General features: G+C 74.8%; 4 protein-coding genes and 1 pseudogene. All 5 read right to left on the bottom strand.

Annotation, left to right across the window (positions count from 1 at the left end):
• A partial coding sequence (locus AB8Z36_RS25515; protein ID WP_369215720.1) for an Hsp70 family protein occupies nt 1-1,320 on the bottom strand: 1,320 nt, incomplete at its 3' end.
• Nucleotides 1,317-3,458 (bottom strand): Hsp70 family protein, encoded by a 2,142-nt coding sequence (locus AB8Z36_RS25520; RefSeq protein WP_369215721.1) that lies wholly within the window; start codon nt 3,456-3,458, stop codon nt 1,317-1,319. The genes AB8Z36_RS25520 and AB8Z36_RS25515, both read right to left, overlap by 4 nt.
• Nucleotides 3,455-3,886, bottom strand: coding sequence for a nucleotide exchange factor GrpE (locus AB8Z36_RS25525; RefSeq protein WP_369215722.1), 432 nt, complete (start codon nt 3,884-3,886; stop codon nt 3,455-3,457). Before AB8Z36_RS25525 ends, AB8Z36_RS25520 begins: the two co-directional genes overlap by 4 nt.
• The gene (locus tag AB8Z36_RS25530) at nt 3,879-4,232 is read right to left on the bottom strand and encodes a hypothetical protein (protein ID WP_369215723.1); all 354 of its coding nucleotides are present in this window, start codon (nt 4,230-4,232) and stop codon (nt 3,879-3,881) included. Before AB8Z36_RS25530 ends, AB8Z36_RS25525 begins: the two co-directional genes overlap by 8 nt.
• Nucleotides 4,229-7,395: pseudogene (locus tag AB8Z36_RS25535) on the bottom strand (hypothetical protein); the annotation flags it as partial. The pseudogene AB8Z36_RS25535 and the gene AB8Z36_RS25530, both read right to left, overlap by 4 nt.

Raw genomic sequence — 7,395 nt, forward strand, 5'->3', positions numbered from 1 at the left:
GTTCCGTACGGCACCTCGCCCCGGGGCCCGGCCGACGTCCCTGGCCTCGCGGGGTCCGCTCACGTCCSGCGGRTCACGCGGGCCGGGCCCCGGGGCGAGGTGCCGTACGGAACCGGGCTCCTCCAGGGCCCGGCGGCGGCCCGCCTCCTCGGCCGCGCCGCCCACCAGCGTGGCCGTGAGCGGCGGCGCGTCGGACAGGGTGTCCTGGGCGAGCGCGGCCGGGTCCAGCGGGCCCTCCTCCAGGGTCGAGGGGCCCGACGACGCGCCGCCGCCCGCCAGCCGCAGCGCGTGCTTCAGCGCGCCGAGCGCGAGCAGCTCGGGAGCGGCCCGCACACAGTGCCGCCCGAGCCCGGCGACCCGCGAACGCACCTGCTCCATACGGGTGTTGCCGCCCACGAGGAGCAGTGTGTCCACGTCATCCCGCCGCATCCCCGACCGGTCGAGGAGCGCCTGCGCCCGGTCCAGGGTGCGCCGCACATGCCGGTCGACGTACGCGTCGAAGTCGGGCCTGTCGATCCGCACCTGGAGCGGCGGCCCCCCGCCGAACCGCAGCCCGAGCACGGCGGCCTCGGGCCCCTTCGGCCTGCCGAGCGCCTCCCGCGCCTCCTGCCCCCGGGCGCGGAGCCCCTGCCACAGGGCGGTGTCGAGCCCGGCGGTGCGCCACGCGCCGCCCCGGGGCAGCAGCCGTACCGCCGATGACAGCAGCTCCGCGTCGAACGCGCGGCCCCCCGACGTCGCGCCGCCCTCGTAGCCGAGGGAGCGGAAGTGGCCGCGCACACTGCGGATCAGGCCGAGCTCGAACCCCTCGTACCCCATGCCGTAGACCAGGCAGGTGCCGCTGTCCCGCTCAGTGGTGTGGCCGATCACGGCGGCCATGGAGTCGCTGACCAGGCGCGCGGGGTCGAGCCCCGCCTCGCGCGCCGCGTCCCGCAGGGCGGCCCGCTGTGCCGAGCCGAACCGCGCGGGCACGCTGATCACGGTCTGCGCCACCCGCCCCGGCGCCGCCGCCTCCACGCGCTCCCGCAGCGACCGCAGCCTGCGCACCACGATCCGGTCCGCGTCGGCCGCCCCGGCCGAGGTGCGCACCGGACGCCCGCTGCCCAGGCGGCTCTTGAGGCTGGGGAAGGTCACCGGCAGCGTCCCCGTCTCCGCGGGCTCGCACAGCAGCCACGGCCCGTCGTCCTCCGCCGCCTCCAGGCGCCGTCCGGGGCCGTCGGGCAGCGCGAAGAGCGCCCGCAGGCCCGTGGCGCCGAAGTCGATGCCGAGGCTGACGGGGGCCGCCCCCGGCGCGGGGCGGCCGTCCCGGCCCGCCTGCGTCATCCGCCCGCCGTCTCTTCGGCGAACCGCAGGATGCCCTCGTAGTCGGGCCGGTCGGGCAGGGTCGGCACGGCGCGCTCGGACTGGGCGACCGCCACCAGGTTGACGAGGTTGCGCGCGTGCTGGGCGGTCTGCGCGCGATTGCCCTGCCGGTGGGCCTGCTTGACGTACTCGACCGCTTCGTTGATGTGCCGGACCGTCTCCGGCGGCGCACCCTCCGAGGCCAGCTCGGCCTGCCGGAACTGGCTCGCCAGGCCGCACTGGCGGTACATGTCGTCCAGGAGCAGCTCGGTCAGCCGCTTGTACTCGCCGCTGTCGCCCATCGCCACCGCACGCTGGGCCTGCTCGATGTCGCGGCGCACCTTCATCGCCTGCACCGGCTCGATGTAGGGCCCGTACCGCCGCAGGAAGTTGTCGGCCTCCCGCTCGGCGAAGGCGAGCTGCTCGCGCAGGACCGCGCTGTCCAGCTCCTCGACCGGCTCGGGCGGCGGGGTGCGCGGCTTCTCCCGGTTGGGCGTGGCCTCAAGGACCATGTCCGTGCCGCGCACGCTGATCTTCACGGTGATGATGCGGTCCGCCGAGTAGTTGAAGGAGACGTCCACCTGGCGGTTGATCTCGATCTCCTGCGGCAGCTCGAACTCCACCACGCCCTGCTCGTGGTTCTCGCTGGCCACCTTGCTGTCGCCCTCGTAGACCGGCACCCGGATGCGGCGGCTGTCGGTGGCGTGGAAGGTGCGCTGGCGCGGCTCGGAGAGCGGGTACGGCGAGCCCGCCTCGATGATCTCCACGAACACGTCGCGCTGGCTGCCCTTGATCGCGGCGATGCCCATCGCCATCGGCGTCGACTCGTACAGGCCCGTGTCGCCCTTGGACCGCCCGTCGGCGAGGCTCCGCCCGCAGGCCGCGCAGGCGACCGCGCCGTACTCGTTGACCTTGGCGCACTGCGGGTCCGAGCACTCCACGCCGCGCAGCGTCTCGGCGAGCACGCCCGCGCCGAAGGCCACGCACTCCATGGGGTTGATGTTCCTGCGGACCTTGGCGGCGCCGAAGAACGCCTCGACCGCCTCGTACACCGGCCGGGTGAGCGTGCCGCCGCCCACGAGGAGTACGTCGGAGATGTCGTCGGTGGAGAGCTCGTAGCGCGCGAGGGTCTCCTGGACGAGCGCCATCGTCCTGCCCACCAGCGGCGCGATCATCGCGTTGAACTCGGCGCGCGTCAGCTTCATCTCGACGTCGAGCACGCCGTTCTCGCCCCGGTAGGCGGCGGGGACCACGATGTAGGTCTCGTCCATGTCGTTCAGCTCGCGCTTGGCGCGCTCGGCGGCCTTCTTCGCGTGGAAGAGGAACGCCTTGTCGCCCGACGGGTCCACGTGGTGCTCCTCGCGCATCCACGCGATGATCCGCTCGACGATCGCCAGGTCGAAGTCGTCGCCGCCCAGCCAGATGTCACCGGCCGAGCGGAGCACCTGGAACTGGCTCCTGCCCTCCTGGTCCTTCACCGCGTTGAGCACGGAGATGTCGAAGGTGCCGCCGCCGAGGTCGTAGACGAGGACCCGGCTGCGGGCGCCGCCCGGCTTGTGCAGGCCGAAGGCGACGGCGGCGGCCGTCGGCTCGTCGACGATCTTCTTCACCACCAGGCCCGCCTTCTCGGCGGCCTCGCGGGTGGCGGCGCGCTGGGCATCGCGGAAGTACGCGGGCACGGTGATCACGGCGTGTGTCACGGGCTCGCCGAGGGTGCGCGTGGCGTCCCTGACCAGCTTGTCCAGGATCACGCTCGAAATCTCCGCGGGCGTACGGGCCCGGCCGCCGAGCACCACATGGGCGCGCGGGTCGTCGTCGGGGCCCGCGACGATCTCGTAGCTCATCCGGTCGCGGGCCTGGGCCACGGAGGCGTCCGCGAAGTCCCGTCCCATCAGCCGCTTCACGGAGGCGATGGTCTCCTTGGGCTGCATGATCGCCCAGTTCAGGGCGTCCTCGCCGACGAGCGGCTGGTCCTTGCCGTCGCGGTGCATGACGCCGACGACCGAGGGGGTGAGCCGTTCGCCCTTGCTGTTGGTGAGCACCGCGATGTCCGCGCGGTGCGGATCGTGGGCGGCGACAGCGCTGTTGGTGGTGCCGAGGTCGATGCCGATGGCCTTCATTCCCGCTCCGTTCCTTGCTCCGTCTCGCCGTCCACGGCGACGACCACCCGGGCGGCACGCAGCACCTGTCCCCGGTACCGGTATCCGCGCTGCACGATCTCCAGGACCTCGCCCGCGCCCGTGCCGGGCGGCGCGGCACGGGCCTCCGTCACGTGATGGGTGGCGGGTTCGGCCCGCTCACCGGGGTGCCCGACCCGTTCGAGCCCCTCCGCGGCCAGCGCCGTCTCCAGCTGTCCCGCGATCAGCGCGACACTCCCGCGGTACGTGGCGACGTCGCCCGCGGCGCCGTCCGCGAGGAGCCGGTCGAAGGAGTCGAGGACATCGGCGCAGCGCAGCAGCAGCCGCTCGGTGAGCGCCCGGTGGACGGCCTCGCGGGCCGCCAGGTCGCGGGCGTGCTCGTAGGCGAGGCGGGCCGTGGGATCAGACATCGAAGCGGATGAGGTCGGCGACGAGGCGCGCGGTGGCATCGGGGCGCGCTTCCCCCGTGTCCTGCGTTTCTGCCAAGGTGAGCTCCCGGTCGATCTCCGCCGCGGCGAGCGGCAGTTCGGCTTCCATGTCCACGTCGTACAGCAGCAGATCGACGAGCAGTCTGCGGCGCACGCCGCGCAGTTCGTCCCAGGCCTGCTGGGTGACCGGCGTCATCAGATGCCGGGCGAGCAGCTCGAAGGAGACGTCCTTCATGTCGGCGTGGGTCGTCCAGGGCGTCACACCGGCCGGGGCCAGCGCGTCGTAGGGGAAGGAGCCTTCCCCGCTCGCGTCGGGGTCCTTGATCACGCGACACTGCCTCCTGCTCGGTCCTCGGCGGCCTCTCGGCCGGGCCTCAGCTCGGTGTGCCAGCGGTGCACCGCGTCCAGGAGCGCCCGCCTGATCCGGCTGTTCGTGGGGTCCGCGCGGGTGGCGCGGAACAGGTGGTGCAGCGCCCACAGGATCTCCCCGCGCCGCAGCGCGAGTTCGGCCTTGTCGGTCAGCTCCGCCGCCCAGGCGGGCAGGTCCTCGTCGTCGGGCGGCGTCTCCTGGCCGTCGCTGCGGATCAGATCGCCCATGCCGCCGACGCCGAGGTGCCGGGTCAGCAGCTTCTCCATCTCGTCGAGGGCCTCGCCGAGCGTCTCGCGGTAGCGGTGCGTCAGCGCCTGGCCGAGGCCCACGTCGAGCAGACCCAGCGCCTCGTGCAGCAGTTCGAGACGCGCGGGCACCTCGTACGTGCGCTCGTCCAGGGTGAACACCAGGGCCCGCGCCAGATTGTCCCGGGCGTGGCTCGACTCCGGGTTCAGGGCGAGGGCGCGGCGCAGGTCGGCCTCCGCGCCGTACACGTCGCACCCCATGCCGTGCTTGGTCCGTGTGTAGCCGCGCCACACCCCGCGCATGGACAGCAGCGCCGAGAGCTTCGCGTGCAGCTGGCCGAGCAGCTCGCGGTCCAGCGGGTGCAGCACCGTGACGGCCGACTCGACGAGCGTGACGGCCTCGTCGAGGCAGGGCCCGAGCTGGGGTCCCTCCTCCGCGGACAGCGCCTCCACGCGGCCGAGCACCGTACGGATGACCGCCTTCTTCGACCTGGCCTGCATCCCGGCCCTGCGGGACACCTTCACCAGCTCCGCCCACTGCTCAAGGGCCGTGCCCAGGCCGCCGTCGCCGCGCGTCAGGGCGGTGCGCGCGAGGGCGAGACGGACGTGTACGGCCAGTTCCACGCCGTCCTGGAGGAGGCGGGCATGGCGGCGCGGCAGCCGCACGTAGGCGGGGTTGTCGCGCAGGAACTCCTGGCAGTGCCCGCACGCCCCGGTGTGGTCCGCCGACGCGGCGGGGCCCGCGCAGTCCTCCGGCAGGGTGGTCAGCGTGCGCAGCGCGGGCAGTGCGCGCAGCGCCTGCTCGAACTTGCGGACCTCCGAGAGCGCGAAGCTCCGGGCGAGGCCCGAGAAGGCCCAGCGCAGCTCGCGCACGGCGTACTCGCCGGGGTCCCTGCCCTCCTTCGCCGCCGCGTCCAGGCTCGCGACGAGGTCGCCGAGCGGTGCCTGGAGCCGCAGCAGCCGCAGATAGCGCGGACCGCACGCCAGCGTGGCGCCCGCGCCGGGGACGGACGGCAGGCCGCCGACGTCCTTGAGGACCCGCGCGCCGCCCAGCTCCGATTCGAGGAGGCCCGCGAGCGCCTGGTAGGCGGCGGCCTGGGCGGGGCGGCCCTGGTCGGTGTGGCGCTGCTCGAACGCGGAGAGCTGCCCGAACAGGTGCTGGTTCAGCTCCCAGCGCAGCGACGCCATGTCCTCCTGGGTCAGCTCCCGTTCGTAGGCGAGCGCCCGCTCGGCGCGCCAGCCGTCCCAGTACTCGTCGTCGCTCAGCAGCGTCGCCCAGTACGCGAGCGCGGCCTCCCACGCGCTTACCGCGTGCTCCCACGCGCCGCTCTGTTCCAGCTCCTGCGCCTGCCACAGCCGGGCCACCGCGAGGCCGTGCACCACCGCCATGTCGCCGGGGGCCGCGTGCAGCCGGCGCTCCCACTCCGCCGCCGCGGCCTCCCTGTCGCGGGCGAGCAGGAGCAGCAGCGGGGCGTCCCGCGGGAAGCGTTCGCACAGGGTGTCCAGGAGGGCGGGGCCCTCGTCGGGGGAGAGCTGGGCCAGGGCGTTCCGCAGGGCCGGGGCCGCGTGCCAGCGGTAGAGCAGGGCGTCGAGCCGGAGCCGTCTGCCGGGCAGGCGCAGCCGCTCCAGGGCGACCCGCTCGTGCCAGGACATCGAACCGCGCTCAAGCAGTGCGTACGAGGCGTTCTTCACGACGTCCATCGAGGCGCCCGGGTCCACCCCGGCGTCCCGCAGGGCCAGATACGGGAACGTCCGGTCCCGTACGGCGAAGGGATCGGCCACCAGGGGCGCGCTGGTGAGCCCGTCCGCCCAGGGCAGCAGGCCGATCAGCCGCCGCAGTCTGCGGCACCGCACGTCGGCGCGGTCGAGCACGCCGCGGGCCCGCTCGTACGCGGCGACCGCGCCGCTCCATCGGCCCGCGGCCTCCAGCGACCGCCCCTCGGCGTAGGCGAGCTGGGCGTCGGCGTCCCGGTGCCCCGGGCACCGCCGGAAGGCGTCGGCGGCGCGCTGCCACTCCTGGTGCGCCTCGGCGAGGCGCCCGCGCGCGTAGGCGGCGAGGGCGGGGGCGTCCCGGTGCTCGCCGAGGGCCTCGGCCTCCCGCACGACGCGGGCCCAGTCCCCCTCGGCCTCGGCGAGGCGCACGCGCGCGTACCGCCCTCGCGTGGGCGCGTCCTCGCCGAGCGCCTCCGCGATCTCGCCGTAGGCTTCCGCGACCCGCCGCCAGGCCTCGCCGGTGCCGGCGTCCGCCTCGGCGACACGGGCCCGTACGTACCCCCGCCGCGCCGTGACGTCGCCCCAGTCGCCGGGCAGCCCTTGATAGACCTCGTCGGCGTCCCTCCAACGCCCGGCCAGTTCGTGGGTACGGGCGAGGGCGTAGCGGTAGAGGCAGCCGGGTTCGTCGTCCCCGCGGGCCTTCTCCGCCCGGCCCCGCGGGAACGCGCCCGCGTGGATCTCGCAGGCCCGCGCCCAGTCGCCCGCCTCCTCCGCCCTGCGGCCCTCGGCCTTGCGGCGCAGGGCGGCCACCGTGCCCTCGCGCGCCTCGTCGGGGACGCCGGAGAGCAGGCCGAGGACCGCCGTCCAGTCGGCACGCAGATCGGCGGCCACGCGCGCGCGTGCGTACCGGCGGCGCACACCCACCTCGCCCTCGGCACAGGCGTCGGGCAGCCGCCCGAACCCGTCGATGACCCCGGTCCACTCGCCCCGCTCATCGGCGGCCCGTCCCCGCGAGTACAGCACGCGGTCCGGCACGTCGAGCAGGTCGGACGGCAGCCCGGTGAAGTGGCCGAGCGCCTCGGCCCAGCGCCCCCGCTCCTGACAGAGACGGCCCTGGGCGTAGGCGTGGAGGCGGGGGGCGTCCGGCGGGACGTGGTGAGGGA

The organism is Streptomyces flavofungini (genome assembly GCF_041028215.1).
Classification (GTDB): Bacteria; Actinomycetota; Actinomycetes; order Streptomycetales; family Streptomycetaceae; genus Streptomyces; species Streptomyces flavofungini_B.

Coding starts and splice junctions, on each gene's coding strand:
- AB8Z36_RS25520 (WP_369215721.1), bottom strand. CDS start 3,458: ATGAAGGCCATCGGCATCGACCTCGGCACCACCAACAGCGCTGTCGCC.
- AB8Z36_RS25525 (WP_369215722.1), bottom strand. CDS start 3,886: ATGTCTGATCCCACGGCCCGCCTCGCCTACGAGCACGCCCGCGACCTG.